Below are 15754 nucleotides of genomic sequence, written 5' to 3' on the forward strand. Positions count from 1 at the left end.
CTGTTCCTAAGCGAAGAAATTTCTTGCCGGCTTACTTATTGTTTCAGGGATGGTGCAATGGCGGCAGCGATGGTGGCGAGATTGCGCAATACCTCCCGAGCCATGGGGTCGATAGACACTACTGTCCCGTTGATGGCCTGGGCCACGGTATCGGCGCTTTTGCTGTCAAATTGCGGCTGCACAAAGATGGTTCGCACCCGATCCTCTCTGGCCTGGCGGATAAGAGCGCTCAGCTGCCTCGGGGTGGGGGACTTGCCGTTGATTTCCACACTTTTCTGTTTCAGCCCGTAGGCATGCGCAAAATAGCCAAAAGCCGGGTGGAAAACGTAAAAGGTTTTTCCGCGGTGTGGGGCCAGGGTTGTGCGCAATTGTTTGTCCACAACGCTGATCTCGTTTTGCAGGGAGAGGAGATTTCTGTGGAAGGTCTCTTTTTGCTCCGGCAGGGCGATGCAGAGCTCGGTTGCCATGTTGTCGGCCATGATCCGGAGATTATCCGGGGCCAGCCAGATATGGGGGTCCGCGCCATTGGCTGAGTGCTTATCATGGGCGTCGCCTTCGTGGTGGAATTCCGTAATCGGCAACCTGCTGATACCCCTGGTGGAGTCCGCGATCTGCAGATTCGGATTGCTGCCCGTGATCTTGGCCAGCAATTGTTTTTCAAAGGGGACATCCACGGTGAAAAAGAGGTTGGCCCCGGCCAGGGCGGTTGCCTGGCGCGGGGTTGGTTCAAAGGTATGGGGGTCTTGACCTTTGCCCACCAAGGTATGCACCGCAACGGCATTTCCCCCGATCCGTTCGGCGAGAAAAGCCTGGGGGGCAACGGTGACAAAGATCCGCACCTTCTCCGTTGGCCGGAGGCTAATCGGCGTTGCTGCTACGGCGAGACCGAAGGTTGCCCCACAGCTGAAAAGCAGAAAAAGAGCACCGCTCAGGAGCCTGAAAAAGTTTAATGCTGGCATGGGCTGTCGTTGCTCCCGCACACCAGATGCACGGCTTTGCATGCGTCGCATTTTTGCAGGGAATGGGTGTTGAGGAATTTTGCCCAGTGGGTGCGTTGTTCCGTGGTGAGAATACCGGTACCTTGGCAGAGCGGGCAGCCGTTTTCCAGCGCGTTCAGGATGGCGTTTCGGATGAATTCCGATCTGTTGGGGACCTTGTGCAAGGCTTCAGCCAGTGCTTCGTCGGCCTTGAAGGTAATGGTTTCCTGTTTCTTGTTGCGCATCTCTTTATCCTTGTCTTCGGGAAGAAGTATTATTCAATCGTAATACAAAGTATTACCCGTGTAAACGTGTATATCCGTCCGGCCCCACTCGGTCTGGCTAAATATCAAGATTGAAAAGGGTCTTGCTTCTTCGCCCTTGTGTGGTATACATAGTATGGTTTTTTCTTCGTTATATTGCCGTGACAACCATCATAACCGCCGTTAGCTGAAAGGGGTTTCTCATGTTTGGACTTGGAATGCCGGAGCTCATTGTAATTCTGGTGATCATCGTCATAATTTTTGGCGCGGGCAAGCTGCCCGAGATCGGCGCGGGAATCGGGCAGGGGATTAAGAATTTCAAAAAAGCCACCAAGGATGCTGACAAGCAGGAAAAGCTCGACGAAAAAGATAAGGAAGGGGGCTCCGGCCCTGCCTGATAGGATACTGTAGGTTTGTTGGGAACGATTTCATACTAAGGAGAATGACTATGTTTGGCTTGGGAACTCCGGAATTGGTTGTTATCTTGGGGATCGCCTTTTTGGTCTTTGGCGGGAAGAAGTTGCCTGAACTCGGCTCCGGCCTCGGTAAGGCCATCTCCTCCTTCAAAAAAGGACTGCACGAGGCGGAAGAATCCGTGCCAGGGATGAAAGAGGTCGCTTCTTTCAAGGAGGAAGTCGGCAAGGTTAAGGACCTGGTAAAATAACCGGGTCGATTTTTGAGCGTATAAGGCAGGCGGATACCTTTGTATCTGTCTGCCTTTTTTTATGCGTAATATCCTGCTTGTGTTCCTGCGGGTTCTGTATATAAAATGACCATTGCTGGCTGAGTTGACAAGCCCTGGCAACAATTCGTTTCTTTTTCGGAGACTGGTTTCACATAAAAACTCGATGGAGGTGGCATGACCGTGGTGCATCGCATTTTTTCGTGTCGGAATGGAAATCCTGGTTTTAAGGCTATGGGTTTTGTTTTTTTGTTGAGCTGTTTTTTTCTCGCAGTCGGGGTCACACCTTCCGGCGCCACGGGAAATCCTGATCTTCTCAAGACCATCCAGGGAGCAAAGGGAGATATCATCAATGGTATTGCCTGTTCTCCGGATGGCAAACTCGTTTCCTCTGCCGGAGATGGGGGGACGGTCAAAGTTTGGGAGGTAAATACGGGCAAGCTCTTATACACCCTGGGCAAGGAGCTGCAAAGCACCGATGCCGTTGCCTTCTCCCCCGATGGGAAATTTCTGGCCGCTGCGGTAAACGCCGGTGGGCGTCGCGGCAATGCCGTGCAGGTCTGGGACCTGGCAAGCGGACAACTTGTGCAGGACATGCGGGAGCACACCCAGCTGATCACGGACTTGGCTTTTTCTCCGGACGGCAATCGCATTGCCTCGGTGGGCAACGATAATACCCTGCGGATCTGGAATGTGCGGTATGGCACCCTGGAGACCACCCAGAAGGAAACCAAGAATAATCTCCTGGCCCTTGCCTATTCTCCGGACGGCAAACAGATTGTCGCCACCGAGAATTGGGAAGGGAAGATCGAGATGTGGGATGCGGTCAATGTCCGCTTGATCCGCTCGATCCAAGGACATGCCGACTGGGTGCTGTGCGTCGCCTATTCCCCCGACGGCAAGGAATTTGTCACCGGCAGCCGGGATGGCTCGGTGTATGTTTGGGACGGCGAGACCGGGACGCGCTTGCGCGTGTTGCGGGATCCGGAACTGGACCCGGTGAACAGCGTGGCTTATACCCCTGATGGACGTTTTGTTGTGGCTGCTACTCAAAGCAGGCAGATCTTGTCCTGGCAGAAAAGCGGGGGCAAGCTCTTCAACTTTTATGAAGGGCACGATCTTTCCGTGACCTCGCTGGCTTTTTCCGTTTCCGGAAAAAATCTGGTTTCCGCAGGTTTGGATGGTACGATTCGGGTCTGGAGCACCCCCGGTCAGGGCGGACCGGATTCTTTGTATGCTCAGGGGGTGAAATTTGAGGCAGGGATAGATCCCATGGAGCAAGATCTGGTTCAAGCCGCCAAGCTCTATCAGCAAGCAGCGGAAAATGGCCAGGTTGATGCCATGTTCCGGCTAGGCGGGATGTACAGTCAGGGCAAGGGCGTTGTCCGAAATTCGGATGAGGCCAGGAAATGGTGGGCTCTTGCGGCGGAAAAGGGGCATGCCGCAGCCAGGATGCAGTTGCAGTCCGGCCAGAAGATCGCCTTGGCGGTTTCGCCGCCTCAGGCAAAGGTTGAAGAGGTGCACAGCCAACCGGAGCCCAAGACCTTGCCGCCTGAGGATAAAAAGAGCAAGCCATCAGTGAAGGAGACGCCAAAGCCGGAGCTGGTTGCCAAGATTGTACCTCCCCCGCCCGCGCCTAAACCGGTTGCCAAGGATAAAAACAGCCTGTACGAGGAAGGGTTGCGGTTTTTCAAAGGCGACGGGGTGCCTAAGGATTATGGTCAGGCCCATAAGCTCTTTGTCGAGGCTGCGGAGATGGGCCAGGCCAAGGCGCAGTACCGGCTGGGTTTCATGTACAGCCTTGGCAAGGGCGTGAAGAAGAGTGACCATGAAGCGGTGAGTTGGTGGCAGAAGGCAGCCAAGCAGAATGATGCGGACGCCCAGTATTATCTTGGCTACATGTATGAGATCGGCGGCGGGGTGAAGCAGGATATGGGCGAGGCCAAGAAGTGGTATCAGAAGGCGGCTGCCAACGGCAATGTCAATGCCGCCCAAAGTTTAAAGATGCTGCCCTGATTTAAGATTGGTGCAGCATAAAAAAAGGCGGGGGAAACCCCGCCTTTTTTTATGCCTCTGGTCGGGAAAAATATTCCCGCTACTCTGGCTTATTCCGCCGGAGGAAGTTGGGGAAACCGCATGCTGATCGCGAGATTCCAGGCCTTGAGCTTCTCCTTGGTCTTTTCAAAAAGGTCGGCCACATCCCCTTCGATGGTTACCGTGGTAATGGTGTCTCCCTGTTTGATGCTGTCGATTACTTCCTGGTCCTTGTCGCTGGCGACTTCACCGAAAACCGTGTGTTTGCCGTCCAGCCAGGGGCAGGCGACATGGGTGATGAAGAACTGGCTGCCATTGGTGCCCGGGCCGGCGTTGGCCATGGAGAGAATGCCCGGCTTGGTGTGACCGAGGCTTGCGTCGAATTCGTCTTCAAAATCATAACCCGGGCCAGCGGTGCCGGTGCCCTTGGGGCAGCCGCCCTGCACCATGAAATCAGGGATGACCCGGTGGAATTTGAGGCCGTTGTAAAAGCCGCGCCGGGCAAGATTGGCAAAGTTTGCCACGGTTACGGGGGTTTTATCGGCGAACAGCTTCAGGGTGATGGTGCCCTTGCTCGTTGTCATTGTGGCGGTCAAATCGCTCATGATGATCCTCTTTAGGTAATGGCAAAATTCATGGAAAATGTGGAGGCCCTGAATGTCGGGCCAGTGGTGTTTACGCTGTTTTACTGCTGTAACTCTCTGACAATGGCGTCGCCCATGGCTGCCGTACCGATGGCCTTGCTCTGATCCACGGCAATGTCCGGGGTCAGCACGCCCTTGTCGAGTACTGCGGCGACCGCTTTTTCAATGGCGTCCGCGGCAGCGGTCTGATCCAGGCTGAAACGCAGCATCATTGCCGCGGAGAGGATCTGGGCAATGGGGTTGGCGATGCCCTTGCCGGCAATATCCGGGGCGGAGCCGCCTGCGGGCTCATAGAGGCCAAAGCCCTTTTCGTTGAGGCTGGCCGAGGCCAACAGCCCCATGGAGCCGGTGATCATGGCGCATTCGTCGGAGATGATGTCGCCGAACATGTTGCCGCAGAGCATGACGTCGAACTGGTGGGGATTTTTGACCAGCTGCATGGTGGCATTGTCCACGTAGATATGGTTCAGGCTGACATCGGGGTATTCCTTGGCGATCTCGATGACGACCTCCCGCCAGAGCACCATGGTGGTAAGAACGTTGGCCTTATCCACCGAGGTGACGATTTTGCGGCGTAACCGGGCGGCCTCAAAGGCGCGGCGCGCGATGCGCTCGATCTCCCAGCGGTGGTAGACCATGGTGTCGAAGGCCTTTTCGTCGGCCCCGGAACCTTCCCTGCCCTTGGGCTGGCCGAAATAGATGTCGCCGGTGAGTTCGCGCACACAGAGGATATCAAAACCCTCTCCCACGATATCGGCCCGCAGGGGGCTGGATGCGGCCAGGGATTTGAAGATCTTGGCCGGGCGGAAGTTGCAGAAGAGCTCAAAATGTTTCCGAAGCGGCAAGAGGGCGGCGCGTTCCGGCTGCTGGGCCGGAGGCAGCGATTCCCACTTGGGGCCGCCCACCGAACCAAAGAGGATGGCATCGCTGGCCTCGCACAGGGCGAGGGTCGAAGCGGGCAACGCCTCACCGTGGTGGTCGATGGCGCAGCCGCCCACATCCGCATGCTCATAAGAGAGGCTGAACCCGAATTTCTCCTGGACCGCGTCCAGAACCTTGATCGCTTCCTGCATCACTTCCGGGCCGATGCCGTCACCGGCCAATATTGCTATCTTTTTCATCTGGCGTATCCTTGGTGTTTTTGGTTGTAAAGGCAACTTCCTCGAGAGGGAAGGTACGGGGCAACACCATACCTGATCCGGGTAAAGATGCGCAAGATCAATGTGGTTGTTCCCATGAAACCCTTGCCGCATTGCTCAGAGAAACAAGGAGATCAGCACCCGGTTGTCGATTAGCTGGGTCGGATAACTGTGCAGATTGCTCCGGGGTGGGCCTGTCAGCACCCTTCCCTCCAAGTCAAAGGAGCCGCCGTGCCCGCTTGCGCAAACCAGAACCCCATGTTCCGGGGCCATAACTTCGTATCCGGCATGGGAGCATAGCGAGGAAAAGGCTGCGACCTGTGTCTTTGAAACCCTGGTGACGAGAAGCGGCTTTTCGTTTCGGGTAATCTCAAGCTTCAGGCCGTTGCCAATGGTGTTGAGGGCACGGAAACGGTTATCTTTGAGATCAAGCACAAGTTTGTTCTCTTCAAGCACCAGATCGGCAAGAATCTTTTCCTCCTTTTTCTCCCCGGTGCAGGCGCAGACCAAGGTGGTGAAGGAGGAGAGCATAACCAGCAGTCTCCCGGAGTCGGAGAGAAATCTCCTCCGGTTCAACAAATCGTCCGTCGGTATATGCCCCATTTTGTCTTGAACTCCCGGTGCTGGCTGTTTCGTCCTTGCAATGGAGTGCTTTCTTTGTGTAGTGAGGGCTTTGCCCAGGCAGCGATCTATGGCCTCACCGGGAGATTGGTCAGGCGGCCGCTGGCCGGGTCCTTGTAGCGGATCTCTCCGCTGATCCCCCCGGACGATACAGGCTGCGACAGACGCAGACTCAAAGTGTAACTGCCCGGGCTGATCCGGGTCAGCAGCCATTTCACCTCGCCGGTGCCGGCATTGTACTGGTTAAAAGCGGGCGAAGCGGAGTCGATTAGCGTGCCGACCGGCAGGTTTTGAATGACAATCAGGGTGCTGGGGGCAGGGCTGGCAACGGTGATCCGCAGCTGGATGTCCTGGCCGGCACCGCGCAGATATTGGCCATTGACCAGAGCATTGCCGGCACGCAGAGGGAACGGCAAGGAAAGAAGCAGGAGCAGCGCCAGGAAGAGTATGCCCGGCGCGCGGGAATGGAATTTTTTAACCGTCATTGTGTGTTCCTCCTCGTGGATGGTTACTGGAGAATCTCGTAGCTGCGCGTTTCCGGATTCCAGCGATACCCCTTGGCCGTCCAGATTTCCTCGATCAGTTTTCTGCCGAACTGCAGCCCGTCAATGCCACCGTAGGTTTCGTACACGGTAAGCAGCTCTTCATCGTCGATGCGGCCATCGCTGTTGCTGTCTGCCCAATGGAACGGGGTTGCCTGCAGGGAGTCATTGCCGGATAAGGGGATGCTTGGGTTGTCGTCGGAGCGGACCGTAACCCCACCCGTGAATTGATGGGCGGATTCCATCTTTGTTTCGGGCCGGAGCTTGGCGAGATAGCTGTACACCGCACGCTCGCCGGAGATCTTGCCGATCCACTTGAGAACCGGGGGAGCGCTTTCCTGGGAGGCAAATTGGGGTTTGCCCTGGGTCGGAATGCAATCCGGGGGTAGGGTTTCTTTGAGGATCAGGGAAAACGGACGTGATGCAGTGGTTGTTACCTCAATGAGCACCGGAAAGGAAAGACCGGGGGTTGCGTGCGTGGGCAGGATTCTAAAGGCCTCAACCTGGTTTTCTCCATCGTTTGCGCTGTACCACCAGAACAGGGTGATCCCGCCAAGAGCGAGCAGGGCAAAGGCACCAAGCAGGATGATGGTTGGACGCGGGGCAAAGCGGGGCTTGCGCGGTTCGGCTGCTGCTGCCGCTGGTTCAAGGGCAGGCTTGGGCTCCGGGGGGGTGGTGTGTAGAGGGGCTTCTTCCTGCGGGGCAGGGGTAAAACTCTGAGGCGGCGGCTCTGCCGGGGCTGCGGGTTGCCCGTGGTCAATAATCTCCGCCAGCTGGATTTCCAGAGCCTCGGCCAGTTTGACGGCGTTTTCTTTCTTGATGTTGGGATAGCGGCGGTTTTCCCATCGGGAAATAGTATCGGTGGTGACTCCAACCACCGTGGCGACATAGAGCTGGGTCAGCCCTTTTTCTTCCCTGATCCGGCGAATTCTGGCGCCGTCTATGTTGACCATGGGGATGCCGCCGGCCAGAGGCTTTGCTGAATCCATACAACGTATCCTGCAGGTTAATTTTCTGGTATTAAGAATAAAGCGGCATACTACCAAATACTCTCATGAAGCAAAAGGTCCTTGTCGGCTGGGTGGAAATATCACGGAAACTCCACAAGGAGATGCTCTCCGTGGCCCACTCTTGGCAGGGGGGGCTACCTCTGGCTTCGCTGCAAGCGGTCGAGTTCGGAGCGCAGCCTGATCAGCTCCACGTTTGAATCGCGCAACCGTTGGGCGATCACCTCGGCGAAGAGGCGGTAGAGGACGGAAACAAAAAGCGCCTGTTCCAAGGGTTCGGTGGCTTCGTTCATGAAGGAGGCATCGATGGCCAGGCAGACCGTGGCGCCGATGGCTTCAACGGAGGCGGAGCGGGCCTTGCCGTCGATGGCGGCAAGCTCTCCGAAAGCAGCGCCGATCTCTTCGATTCTGGCGATCTCCTTGCCTTTTTTGACAATCCGCACCCCCCCGGAAAAAAGGATGTAGACCCAGGGGTCATAAGCCCCTTCCGGGGTGATGATTTCGCCGTGCTCAAAGGTGCGGATCTTGCTGAGGCGCAGGATCTGTTTGATATATTTTTCGCTTAACGAGCCGAGAAAAGGGAGGCGAAGCAGCTTGTCTACAAGAAAACCGCGGCCTTCCAAGTATGGCGATTCATGCATGGGGAAGTCTCCGGTTGACGTTTCTGGCTGAATAGGAAGATGAAATCCCTTTGCCCTGCAGTGTCTTCTTTATACCATAACGGAAGTGGATTATAAACAGAAGGACGCCCGGTGCCTTTTATTCCCGGGAAATGAGGAGAAACACCCTTGGTGCATGAAAAAACAGGACATTTTTTGCCCGCCTCCCGCGCGGAGATGGCAGCACGGGGCTGGAAATACGTTGATGTGGTGCTGGTCACCGGGGATGCCTATGTCGATCATCCTTCCTTTGGCGTGGCCCTGATCGGCCGTCTGCTCGAGGCCAACGGTTACCGGGTGGCCATCCTTTCCCAACCCCGCCATCATATTGCTGATGATTTTCGCCAGTTTGGCGCCCCTCGCCTGTTTTTCGGGATTACCGCGGGTAATCTGGACTCCATTGTCGCCAATTACAGCGGCAACGCCAAGGTCCGTGACCGTGACGACTATTCGCCCGGCGGCAATCCTTATTTCGGCGCTCAGGCGGAAAAAAAGATGCGGCGGCGGCCGGATCGCGCCACCATCCTCTACAGCAATCTCGCCCAGGCCGCCTACCTGGATGTTCCGGTTATTCTGGGGGGGATCGAGGCATCCCTGCGTCGGTTTGTGCATTATGATTACCAGCAGCAGCGGCTCCGCGGCTCGGTGCTGACCGATGCCAAGGCGGATCTTTTGATCTATGGCATGGGTGAGCGGGCGGTGCTGGAAGCGGCGGCCCGGCTTACTCGGGGCGAGGGGTTGGCTGGAATCGCCGGGACCTGTGAACGACTGACGGAAAAAGAGATGGCCGCGCGTGGTATTGCAACGTCCATGGTTTTGCCATCCTGGGCGGAAATCCGCGCGGACCTGCCCCTGTTTCTTGAGGCGGAACTCACCGTAGACCGGCTGGCCAGGTCGTACGGCAAGGAGATTTTGCTACAGTATCAGCAGGCAGCCTGGGTAGTGCAGCATCCACCGGCCGCTCCTCTGAGCACGGAAGAACTCGATGGGCTGTACTGTCTCCCTTTTTCCCGCAAGCCACACCCCGCCTCCGGCGATGTCCCCGCCTGTCGGATGATCAAGGATTCGATCACCATCGTCCGCGGCTGCTGCGGCAATTGTTCTTTTTGTGCCATCTCCAGGCACCAAGGACCTAAGATCATCAGCCGGAGCCGAGATTCCGTAGTAGAGGAGGCGCACCGGCTGGCCGGGCAGCAGGATTTTTCCGGCACCATCAGCGACCTTGGCGGCCCCACCGCCAACCTATACGGGACGAGTTGCGCTAGTCCCCAACCGTGCAAACGCCATGATTGCCTCTATCCCAAAGTCTGCCGATTTATGAAGATCGACGAGCAGGCAATGCTTTCCCTGCTCGAGGCGGTCTCAGGGTGTGGTGGGATCAAACATCTCTTCGTTTCTTCCGGTCTGCGCATGGAGTTGTTGACTCAAACGCCGCAGCTCTTGCGGAAACTACTGCTGCACCATACTCCCGGGGTGATGAAGATTGCGCCGGAACACACCGAGGACAAGGTGTTGCAGCTCATGCATAAGCCCGGGGCGGCGGTGCTTGAGGAATTTCTCGCCCTCTGCCGGGAGATTGGCGGAAAGGAAGGGCGGAAATTTCATTTCACCCCCTATCTGATAGCCTCGCATCCTGGCTGCACCGTTGCCGATATGGAAAAGATGGCTTCGCGCCTCACCGCCCTCGGTCTCGCCCCCCGCCAGTTTCAGGATTTTACCCCCACCCCGGGAACGATCTCCACTGCCATGTATGTTACGGAACTGGATAGCGTGAATCGAAACCCTCTTTTTGTGGCCAAAAAGGACGGCGAACGGCGTGCTCAGCGTCTGGCCTTGGACGCCCAGGCGGGAGGGGCTGAGGCGGCGGGGCGAAAAGGCAAGAGCCAAGGGGCGGGAGGGGTGCGGAAAGGAGCGGTCCGCAGCCGCTCAGAGAAGTTGGTAGAGCAGCGGCAAGGTAAGAAAGGAAAAAATAATTCCCAGGCCAATCAGGGCCGCGGTAAGCTTCGGAGAAAGACCGGCCATGATGGCTAAGGCCCCGGCGGAAACCATGGGCGGCATCCCTGCTTCGAAGATGGCCACCTGAGCGGCCAGGGTGTTGAGGCCAAGAATGCGGCATAAGAGCAGGGCAAGCAGCGGAGCAACGGCCAGCTTGATAACCAGCCCAATGCCCAGAGGCTTGAGCGTGTCGGGAGTGAGGCGCAGGGTAAGCTGAAAACCAATGGCGACCATGACCACCGGGACAAGGGTTGTGGCCAGGGCATTGAGCAGGGTTAGCAATGGCTGGGGAAAGAGTATCCCCCGACAGGCCAGGGCGAGAAGCAAGGCGATGAAGGGGGGAAAGCTGATAACCCTGGTGAGCACCGAGGTCGGCGTCGGTTTGCCCCCGCTGCCATAGAAGGCAAGGACGATGGTGCCATAGGTGGCCAGGGCGACAAAGGAGCCAAGCTGGTCATAGAGGACAGCGTAGGGGATGCCCGTGTCTCCGAAAAATGCCTGCACCATGGGGATGCCGAAAAAGGAAGTATTGCCCAGGGGAATCAGGAGCAGGAGGACGCCGACCACCTCTTTTTCCCAGGAGAAGCGCTTGGCCAGGAGCAGGATCATCAGGGCGGAAATCGTGAGCATGGCCCAAGGCATGAGCACCGGCACCAGAATGTCCGTGGAAAAGGCCAGCTGGGGTACCTTGAGCAGGATGAGGGCCGGCAAGGAAAGGGTTATGGCAAACAGGTTGAGGACCTGCGGGGTTTCTTTGGGGAAATTGGGCAGTCGACGCAAGCCCATGCCCATGAGGAGAAAGGAGATGGTGAGGATGAAATTTTCCATGGCTCGGGCGTGCGTCTCTTGGGAAAATTAAGGAAAGGTTCTTTTTTTCCGGGGAAGTTATTTATGCGCCGAGTCCAAGTTTTCTTGACATCGACTTGTGGGCACTCGATAATCGAATCTTAGATGATAAACATATTTTGGAAATTGGTTGGTGTCAATTCCGATCTTGGGTGCCGCTTCATCATTCCAGTTGAGAAGGGGGAGATGTATGGAAAATGTGAATCCGAACCTGATAACCTGTATCGTCCAGCGCGGCGAAGCCGACCGGGTGGTGCAGGCGGCTATGCAAGCCGGTGCGCAAGGGGCGACGGTGTATTATGGCCGGGGTACCGGCATCCGGGAAAAGCTTGGTTTTGCCGGGATGTTCATCAAGCCGGAAAAAGAGATCATTCTGCTCATTACCAAGAATGAACAGACCGATGCGGTGTTTGATGCAGTGGTCAAGGCGGCCGGACTTGAGCAAAAAGGGCAGGGCTTCGCCTTTCTTCATAAACTTGACCGGGCCATCGGTTTTGTGAGCAAATGAACCCCTGGATGGCGGAATCAACGCATATGGTACGTGCTTAGATGGGCCGATATTTTCTCATAGCCGGCTGCGCGGTAGTGGCCTTCCATTTTGGTGGGCTCACCTCCGGTGAGGTGCTGGCCTGGGTGGCTGGTTATCTCGCCGGCAACCGGGTTGCGCTTTTGGCTTCGGGATTGCTCGGGGTGCTCGGCCTCTGTAGCGGTTCTTTGCTTTTTGGCGGGATTGGGTTTTTTAACATCCTCTATGTGGTGGCCAAGGGGATTTATGAGCTGGTCCAGCTTCTTCTCTGCGCCATGGCCCTGGGCGCCATGATTTTCTGGTTTGATCTCGGAGCGAATCTCTGGTTGGAGGGCGGCGGAACCCTGGCGATTATCCTCTACGCCTGGCTCTATGGTGCGGCCTTCAGTCTGCGGGTCTTTGATTTCAACTATCCGTTGAAGGATGTTCTCTTTTCCTATACGGTGCTTCCCTTTGTCTGCCTGGCAGTGATCTGGGTCAGTGGTCTGATCCTCTAACCGAACTGCAAAAAAAACACCGCCGGTATGGGGACCAGCGGCGCTTGTTACGTATGGGCAATGGCAGATATCAATGGGACGGCAATTTTCCCCCCCTCCTTTTGATTGTTCAATCGTCGAAATCACCTGCCGGGCCTTTGTCGCTTCCGAGGCTGGCCGCCCTTCGGGTGATCTTCTCTCCTGTCCAGTTGGCAGGATCCTCGATGCGCTCAACCTTGGCTCCCATATCGTAGGATCCTTTTTCCAGGATGGCCTGGATCGCCAGGGGCGCACTGTCCTGAGCGTTGAAGACGTTGGTCAGCAGATTGTAGACAAAATCTTCCACCCGTTTTGCCATCCGTTCCCGGATCGCCTTGGGCTGGCCCATCAGTTTTGGTTCAAAGGGCAGGTTCAGGCTTTTGTAATTTCCTTTTTTCCAGCCGTTTGCCTCGGCATGGGCGACCATTTGTTGCCACATGTTTTCGGTGACTCCGGCATCCTTTACCTTGATGAAGTTTCCGTTCTCGTCAAGGATGGCATTGCCGTAATCGTTCACTTGCAATCCCCAGGAGACCATCTGCAGAGCCGTGGCAACATTGGCCTTGGTGGTGGTGGTTTTTGCTGCGATCTCTCGCAGCCGTTCCGAACTGTTGCCCGAGGTGCCGTGCTGGGCGCCGGAGATATGGTACGGTGCCAAGCCGGCATGGATTTCGGCGGTGAGTCCCACCTGAATCCCCTGGCCGCTTTCTTCAATGCCGTGGGTGGTGCCGTTGTTTAAGGCGATCCAGTCGGGGAAGATGTTGTGGGCATTCAACCCCTGAATCAGGAAGAGCGCCTCCGCGGCAGTGGAAAGCCCTTGGGAGCCCTTGATCTCGCCGATCTCCGTTTCCAGCCCGGCCCAAGTGGGTACCAGCTGGGCCAGGGCAAGATTGGTCAGGAGATTTTTGTCGTCCGGCAGATGCGAGGCGTCGATGGCGATGGAGGTGATCCCCGCCTCGAAGATGGTGGGGATTTCCACCTTGGCAAAATCAAGATCCGTTTCTTTTTTGATCCCGTAATGATCGGCATGGATAGCCACCGGCACGGTGATCCCCAATTCGTTCATGGCCTGATCCACCTGCATGGCCATGTTCCAGTAATTCACCGGGCAATAGGCGTTGGCCCCGCCCTCGGAGCGGGCGATCTCGATAATGATCGCGGCGTTGGCCCGTTGCGCGGCAAGCAATGCGCCGCGGATAATGAAGTTGTTGCGACCGTTGGCGGCGATGGTCATCGCTTTGCCTTTACTCCGTAAGGCTCGGTCGATCACCTTGCCGCTGACGATCAGGGCACGAGAATTGGGGAACAGCTTGGTGATATTGGGCGGTCGGCCTACGGCGAGAGCCTGGTTAAAATCTGCCTGGGAGACAGACATAAGGGAACCTCCTTGGGGTACGGGGAATCGGTTGGGGTTGTGTCTGGCGCTATTATAGTGGATCCAGGGAAAGCGTCATCAAAAAAATCAAGAGAGGGCCCAGGGAAAGAAGATCGTGCACCATCTCGCCTCTTGCCTGAGAAGAAAAGGTAGCAGCCGGCAGTCTTAGAGCAGGGTTTTGAGCCGTTCGATGGTGGCGTGGGTAATGGGCTTGGGGATAACCGTTTCCACCGATGGCCTGCCTGAAACCTCAAGCAGTTTGCCCGGATCGTCAAAGCTGGTAATGACGATGACCTTTGGAGCTTTTTTGAGAAACCCTTTCTGGAAGGCATCCTCAATGATGGCAAGAAAGGTCTCTCCATCCACCACCGGCATTATAAGATCAAGGAGAACGACATCCGGCTTGTATTTCAGGTAACGGAATATTGCCTCGGTGCCATTTGCCGCCTCAAAGAGCTCACACCCCGGGATGCTCTGCTCCAGATGATTCCGGAGAATGGTTCTGGCTGTAATTTCATCATCGACAATGAGTATCTTCATCCATCACCCTCCTCCGGAAATCAAGATTTACTGTGGTGCCTCCGCTTAAATAGGAAGCATTTCATCCTGTGCAAATATTATAGAACATATCGGCAGGTTTTGGAATGAACCACTTTATTTTTGTTGCAACAACAGATTGCTGGCAAGTTCTGGAAACCAGATCCTGATAAAATCTGTTTGCAGCCAGTTTTCCCTGAGTTGGGTTTTGGGGATGACCGGAATGTTTAACCTGCTGTCGGCCAGAGCCGCGGTGATCTTCGCCGGGGGGGTGCCGCTGAACAGAACAAAGCGTAGACCTTGGCGCTGTTCGGTAATGAGCAGTCTGGTTGCAAGTTGAATCCCATCCATCACCGCCATTTCATAATCGCAGAGGATGTTGCATATCCCTTTTTCGTCCATAAGGTCGTAAGCTTCTTGTCCGTTTTCCGCCTCGTAAATATTTTTGGGTGGGACTCCGGCGCCTTCCAGGCGCAACCGGACAACCATTCGGATAAATTCCGCATTATCGACAATCAGGATGTTTGAATAGTCTTGATCCATAAACGGTTTATGCGTTTTGTCGCGTCAGGTTGAGTTGGCTTGTCGCATGTTCGCGCAACGACTCTTGGGCAGAAACCACCTTGTCCCAGACCGTGAAGGCCTCTTTTCTTTTCCCTGCTCGGATGCAAGAGTCAAGCTCTGTCACTGCCGTGGCCAGTTCTTGTGCGGTGAAGAGAGAGCAAGCCCCTTTAAGGCTGTGGCAGCAGGCAAGTATCGTTGTCTGGTCGCTCTCGGCCATTGCCTTGCCAAGCAGGAGAAGTTCTTTGTCGGTGTCGGCAAAGAAGGCCTTGGCTATCCGGGCGAGGATCGTCTTGTCTCCGTAAGTGGCAAGCAGTGCCTTGAAATCCAAGGCAAGATGCTCTGCCGGGCTCGTCAAGGCTGGGCCCTGATCTTGTTGATTGCCGCAGGCAGGGCACAGCCTTTCAATTACGGCAAAAAGCTGTGCCGGCTCGAAGTTTTTTTCCGCATATCCATCAAGGCCTGCGGCTAAAAATCGATCCCGTTCGCTGGCGGTCTCGGCCGTAAGGGCGATAACCGGAATTGCTCTGGTCGCCGGGTTTTCCTTGATCCTGCGCGTTGCCTCAATGCCGTCAATGCCGGGCAAGCCGATATCCATCAGGATGACCTGAAAATCAAGGTCCTGGGCCAGAATGGCAAGGGCTGCTTCCCCGCTGGTGGCACCAACAACCTGCCAGCCCCGCTCTGCCAGAATACTGGCAAGGATGTCCAGGTTGAAATCCACGTCTTCCACAACCATGATTCGAATATTTTCTTGGGCAACATCGTTTGTGACTGGGGAAACCATCTCTCCCTCCGTAGCCAGATTTTTACCCCCCCCGGGGAGATGAT

Annotated in this window: 19 protein-coding genes; 6 read left to right on the forward strand and 13 right to left on the reverse strand. The window is 56.0% G+C overall.

Going from position 1 to position 15754, the window contains the following annotated elements:
• Positions 1-35: 35 nt before the first annotated feature.
• Both OLX77_RS10755 and OLX77_RS10760 read right to left on the reverse strand, forming a co-directional pair.
• A complete protein-coding gene (locus OLX77_RS10755; RefSeq protein WP_307633599.1) occupies positions 36-959 on the reverse strand; it encodes a metal ABC transporter solute-binding protein, Zn/Mn family in 924 nt (307 codons plus the stop codon).
• Complete coding sequence (locus tag OLX77_RS10760; protein ID WP_307633600.1) at positions 947-1222, reverse strand: ribbon-helix-helix domain-containing protein; 276 nt, start codon at positions 1220-1222, stop codon at positions 947-949. Before OLX77_RS10760 ends, OLX77_RS10755 begins: the two co-directional genes overlap by 13 nt.
• A 221-nt stretch (positions 1223-1443) precedes the next feature.
• On the opposite strand from OLX77_RS10760, the gene tatA reads away from it, so the two are divergent.
• The 3 genes from tatA (at position 1444) to OLX77_RS10775 (ending at position 3938) form a co-directional block, all read left to right on the forward strand.
• The gene (gene tatA, locus OLX77_RS10765) at positions 1444-1638 is read left to right on the forward strand and encodes a twin-arginine translocase TatA/TatE family subunit (RefSeq protein WP_307633601.1); all 195 of its coding nucleotides are present in this window, start codon (positions 1444-1446) and stop codon (positions 1636-1638) included.
• 50 nt (positions 1639-1688) lie between these two features.
• On the forward strand, positions 1689-1904 hold the full coding sequence (locus OLX77_RS10770; RefSeq protein ID WP_307633602.1) for a Sec-independent protein translocase subunit TatA/TatB: 216 nt from the start codon (positions 1689-1691) through the stop codon (positions 1902-1904).
• Positions 1905-2156: 252 nt separating this feature from the next.
• The gene (locus tag OLX77_RS10775; RefSeq protein WP_307633603.1) at positions 2157-3938 is read left to right on the forward strand and encodes an eIF2A-related protein; all 1782 of its coding nucleotides are present in this window, start codon (positions 2157-2159) and stop codon (positions 3936-3938) included.
• Between the two features lie 89 nt (positions 3939-4027).
• Here the strand turns inward: OLX77_RS10775 and OLX77_RS10780 are convergent, their stop codons facing one another.
• The 6 genes from OLX77_RS10780 to OLX77_RS10805 all read right to left on the reverse strand — a co-directional run bounded on the left by OLX77_RS10780 (position 4028) and on the right by OLX77_RS10805 (position 8550).
• Positions 4028-4561 (reverse strand): peptidylprolyl isomerase, encoded by a 534-nt coding sequence (locus OLX77_RS10780; RefSeq protein ID WP_307633604.1) that lies wholly within the window; start codon positions 4559-4561, stop codon positions 4028-4030.
• 80 nt (positions 4562-4641) lie between these two features.
• A complete protein-coding gene (gene leuB, locus OLX77_RS10785) occupies positions 4642-5721 on the reverse strand; it encodes a 3-isopropylmalate dehydrogenase (RefSeq protein WP_307633605.1) in 1080 nt (359 codons plus the stop codon).
• Between the two features lie 135 nt (positions 5722-5856).
• On the reverse strand, positions 5857-6342 hold the full coding sequence (locus tag OLX77_RS10790) for a QcrA and Rieske domain-containing protein (RefSeq protein WP_307633606.1): 486 nt from the start codon (positions 6340-6342) through the stop codon (positions 5857-5859).
• Positions 6343-6428: 86 nt separating this feature from the next.
• The gene (locus tag OLX77_RS10795) at positions 6429-6845 is read right to left on the reverse strand and encodes a hypothetical protein (protein WP_307633607.1); all 417 of its coding nucleotides are present in this window, start codon (positions 6843-6845) and stop codon (positions 6429-6431) included.
• A 23-nt stretch (positions 6846-6868) separates the two neighbouring features.
• On the reverse strand, positions 6869-7891 hold the full coding sequence (locus OLX77_RS10800; RefSeq protein WP_307633608.1) for a helix-turn-helix transcriptional regulator: 1023 nt from the start codon (positions 7889-7891) through the stop codon (positions 6869-6871).
• Between the two features lie 155 nt (positions 7892-8046).
• Positions 8047-8550, reverse strand: a complete 504-nt coding sequence (locus tag OLX77_RS10805) for a Crp/Fnr family transcriptional regulator (protein WP_307633609.1) — start codon at positions 8548-8550, stop codon at positions 8047-8049.
• 150 nt (positions 8551-8700) lie between these two features.
• Between OLX77_RS10805 and OLX77_RS10810 the strand changes: the two genes are divergently transcribed.
• Positions 8701-10599, forward strand: coding sequence for a YgiQ family radical SAM protein (locus OLX77_RS10810; RefSeq protein ID WP_307633610.1), 1899 nt, complete (start codon positions 8701-8703; stop codon positions 10597-10599).
• On the opposite strand, the gene OLX77_RS10815 is transcribed toward OLX77_RS10810, so the two are convergent.
• Positions 10495-11391 (reverse strand): AEC family transporter, encoded by an 897-nt coding sequence (locus OLX77_RS10815; protein WP_307633611.1) that lies wholly within the window; start codon positions 11389-11391, stop codon positions 10495-10497. The two genes, OLX77_RS10810 and OLX77_RS10815, sit on opposite strands and share 105 nt — an antisense overlap.
• Before the next feature lie 208 nt (positions 11392-11599).
• Between OLX77_RS10815 and OLX77_RS10820 the strand changes: the two genes are divergently transcribed.
• Together OLX77_RS10820 and OLX77_RS10825 are read left to right on the forward strand one after the other, a co-directional pair.
• The gene (locus tag OLX77_RS10820) at positions 11600-11917 is read left to right on the forward strand and encodes a P-II family nitrogen regulator (RefSeq protein WP_307633612.1); all 318 of its coding nucleotides are present in this window, start codon (positions 11600-11602) and stop codon (positions 11915-11917) included.
• Between the two features lie 41 nt (positions 11918-11958).
• Entirely contained in the window at positions 11959-12432 is a 474-nt protein-coding gene (locus OLX77_RS10825) for a hypothetical protein (RefSeq protein ID WP_307633613.1), read from the forward strand.
• Between the two features lie 109 nt (positions 12433-12541).
• On the opposite strand, the gene OLX77_RS10830 is transcribed toward OLX77_RS10825, so the two are convergent.
• From OLX77_RS10830 to OLX77_RS10845, 4 genes are all read right to left on the reverse strand, one after another.
• Positions 12542-13825, reverse strand: a complete 1284-nt coding sequence (locus tag OLX77_RS10830) for a class II fructose-bisphosphate aldolase (protein WP_307633614.1) — start codon at positions 13823-13825, stop codon at positions 12542-12544.
• Positions 13826-13990: 165 nt separating this feature from the next.
• Positions 13991-14365: a response regulator gene (locus OLX77_RS10835; RefSeq protein WP_307633615.1), complete on the reverse strand. Its 375-nt coding sequence runs from the start codon at positions 14363-14365 to the stop codon at positions 13991-13993.
• Between the two features lie 114 nt (positions 14366-14479).
• On the reverse strand, positions 14480-14905 hold the full coding sequence (locus tag OLX77_RS10840) for a response regulator (protein WP_307633616.1): 426 nt from the start codon (positions 14903-14905) through the stop codon (positions 14480-14482).
• Positions 14906-14912: 7 nt separating this feature from the next.
• Positions 14913-15710 (reverse strand): response regulator, encoded by a 798-nt coding sequence (locus tag OLX77_RS10845; protein ID WP_307633617.1) that lies wholly within the window; start codon positions 15708-15710, stop codon positions 14913-14915.
• Between the last annotated feature and the right edge of the window lie 44 nt (positions 15711-15754).

Origin of the sequence: Thiovibrio frasassiensis (assembly GCF_029607905.1) — a bacterium.
In the GTDB taxonomy this organism is placed as follows: Bacteria; Desulfobacterota; Desulfobulbia; order Desulfobulbales; family Desulfurivibrionaceae; genus Thiovibrio; species Thiovibrio frasassiensis.

What these genes read in the sequence shown, in the direction of transcription:
- OLX77_RS10845 (WP_307633617.1), bottom strand. Translation starts at nt 15,710, where the DNA reads ATGGTTTCCCCAGTCACAAACGATGTTGCCCAAGAAAATATTCGAATC.
- OLX77_RS10775 (WP_307633603.1), top strand. Translation starts at nt 2,157, where the DNA reads ATGGGTTTTGTTTTTTTGTTGAGCTGTTTTTTTCTCGCAGTCGGGGTC.
- OLX77_RS10790 (WP_307633606.1), bottom strand. Translation starts at nt 6,342, where the DNA reads ATGGGGCATATACCGACGGACGATTTGTTGAACCGGAGGAGATTTCTC.
- OLX77_RS10805 (WP_307633609.1), bottom strand. Translation starts at nt 8,550, where the DNA reads ATGCATGAATCGCCATACTTGGAAGGCCGCGGTTTTCTTGTAGACAAG.
- OLX77_RS10820 (WP_307633612.1), top strand. Translation starts at nt 11,600, where the DNA reads ATGGAAAATGTGAATCCGAACCTGATAACCTGTATCGTCCAGCGCGGC.
- OLX77_RS10800 (WP_307633608.1), bottom strand. Translation starts at nt 7,891, where the DNA reads ATGGATTCAGCAAAGCCTCTGGCCGGCGGCATCCCCATGGTCAACATA.
- OLX77_RS10780 (WP_307633604.1), bottom strand. Translation starts at nt 4,561, where the DNA reads ATGAGCGATTTGACCGCCACAATGACAACGAGCAAGGGCACCATCACC.
- OLX77_RS10835 (WP_307633615.1), bottom strand. Translation starts at nt 14,365, where the DNA reads ATGAAGATACTCATTGTCGATGATGAAATTACAGCCAGAACCATTCTC.
- tatA (WP_307633601.1), top strand. Translation starts at nt 1,444, where the DNA reads ATGTTTGGACTTGGAATGCCGGAGCTCATTGTAATTCTGGTGATCATC.
- OLX77_RS10755 (WP_307633599.1), bottom strand. Translation starts at nt 959, where the DNA reads ATGCCAGCATTAAACTTTTTCAGGCTCCTGAGCGGTGCTCTTTTTCTG.
- OLX77_RS10770 (WP_307633602.1), top strand. Translation starts at nt 1,689, where the DNA reads ATGTTTGGCTTGGGAACTCCGGAATTGGTTGTTATCTTGGGGATCGCC.
- OLX77_RS10760 (WP_307633600.1), bottom strand. Translation starts at nt 1,222, where the DNA reads ATGCGCAACAAGAAACAGGAAACCATTACCTTCAAGGCCGACGAAGCA.
- OLX77_RS10815 (WP_307633611.1), bottom strand. Translation starts at nt 11,391, where the DNA reads ATGGAAAATTTCATCCTCACCATCTCCTTTCTCCTCATGGGCATGGGC.
- OLX77_RS10825 (WP_307633613.1), top strand. Translation starts at nt 11,959, where the DNA reads ATGGGCCGATATTTTCTCATAGCCGGCTGCGCGGTAGTGGCCTTCCAT.
- OLX77_RS10830 (WP_307633614.1), bottom strand. Translation starts at nt 13,825, where the DNA reads ATGTCTGTCTCCCAGGCAGATTTTAACCAGGCTCTCGCCGTAGGCCGA.
- OLX77_RS10840 (WP_307633616.1), bottom strand. Translation starts at nt 14,905, where the DNA reads ATGGATCAAGACTATTCAAACATCCTGATTGTCGATAATGCGGAATTT.
- OLX77_RS10795 (WP_307633607.1), bottom strand. Translation starts at nt 6,845, where the DNA reads ATGACGGTTAAAAAATTCCATTCCCGCGCGCCGGGCATACTCTTCCTG.
- leuB (WP_307633605.1), bottom strand. Translation starts at nt 5,721, where the DNA reads ATGAAAAAGATAGCAATATTGGCCGGTGACGGCATCGGCCCGGAAGTG.